General features: G+C 47.1%; 1 protein-coding gene. It reads left to right on the forward strand.

Features of this window, described 5'->3' with window-relative positions; translation table 11 throughout:
• Positions 1-125: 125 nt before the first annotated feature.
• Positions 126-1,415 (forward strand): IS1380 family transposase, encoded by a 1,290-nt coding sequence (locus U9S71_RS20850; protein ID WP_185269626.1) that lies wholly within the window; start codon positions 126-128, stop codon positions 1,413-1,415.
• Positions 1,416-1,628 lie beyond the last annotated feature (213 nt).

The following is a 1,628-nucleotide window of genomic DNA, read 5'->3' on the forward strand; positions in this document are numbered from 1 at the left end:
TACCTTAAATCCGCAAATAGATAAATAAAAAGAGCCGAAATAGGCCTGAATTTATTGGATTCAGGCTTTTCCGGCTCATTTTTTTTCACTTATTTAGATGATACCACTCAGATAAATAAGTTGGCATGAAAGTAACCAATTCATCAGAAAAAATCACACCCTTTGGCGGCTTTAATTTTGTTTTCAATTCGTTTAAAGATTCCGGCCTTCCGGATCTGATAGATAATCAGCTGGGGATGAGGGTAAAGACCTTCGGCTTTTCCTATAGCGATATTTTCACCAACCACCTTGCCATCTATTTAAACGGAGGGGACTGTACAGAGGATGTCAATGACCATCTCAGGGAACATCTGCGCAATGTCAGGGGTATTCAGGTGTGCAGTGCGGATACCATCCTCCGGGGCATCAAGGAACTGGCCACTGCTACCGAAGTCTTTGAAAATCCTGTTACCGGGGTAAAGCACGGCTTCAACCTGAATCCTAAACTCAATGACTTACTGGTAAAGGCATTAAAGCTGACCGGCCAGCTCAGGGAAAACAAACGGTATGACCTTGACTATGACAACCAGGTCCAGCCGACAGAGAAATACGATGCTGGAATGACTTATAAAAAGACATACGGCTACCAGCCGGGAATAGCCTCCATAGACAACATGCCGGTATACCTGGAGGGCAGGAACGGAAACAGTCCGGCAAAATACCTTCAGGCAGAGACGCTGGAAAGGGCGTTTGCCAGCCTGGCCGGTAACCGGATCAGCATAGGCAGGTTCAGGGCCGATTCGGCTTCTTACCAGAAAGAGGTAGTGGACATGGTGGAACAGAACTGCAGGTCTTTTTACATCAGGGCAAACCGATGTGCAAAGATGGATGGGATGATCGGATCTGTCCCCGAAGGGGACTGGGAGAAGACCCGCCTGGGCATCCAGGAGATGGAGGTGGCCGACATCCCCGGTTACAGACCGTTTGGCGGGGACAACCCCTACCGGCTGGTCATCAGCAGGATAAAGAGAAGGGATGCACAGACCGATATGTTCAGCGGTGGGGCCTATACCTACAGGGGCATCCTGACCAATGACTTGGAGAGTCCCAATAAGGAAGTGGTGGCCTTCTATAATGCCAGAGGGGAAAGCGAGCGGATTTTCGATGTGATGAACAACGACTTCGGTTGGGCCAAAATGCCCTGCTCTTTTTTATCGGAGAATACCGCCTTTATGATCATGACGGCCATCTACGCCAATTTTTACAGTTACCTGGTCGGAGAATATTCCAAAAAGCTTTCCTGGCTGAAACCCAACTATAGGCTGAAAAAATTCATCTTCCGTTTCATAACAGTGGCGGGGAAATGGATCAGGACGGGAAGAAACTATGTGCTCAAGCTATATACCGAAAAGGACTACTCGCCTTTATTGACCTAAAGCCAAATAAGCAACCGTGCAACCTGTTGAAAATCAATAACATTACAGGGAAGCTATGTCTTAGCCTGCCAGAAAACGACAAAAAAACCGGAAAAACCTCCTCTGTACCAGTTTGGCCCAGCAATTCACACTGACTACTTCCCGGCACCCGGTCAGTAACGACCCAAAAGGGACAAAAATAAAAGCAAAATGGTTGCTATATTTAATCTTTAA

This window comes from Parapedobacter flavus, assembly GCF_035818675.1.
Taxonomy (GTDB): Bacteria; Bacteroidota; Bacteroidia; order Sphingobacteriales; family Sphingobacteriaceae; genus Parapedobacter; species Parapedobacter flavus.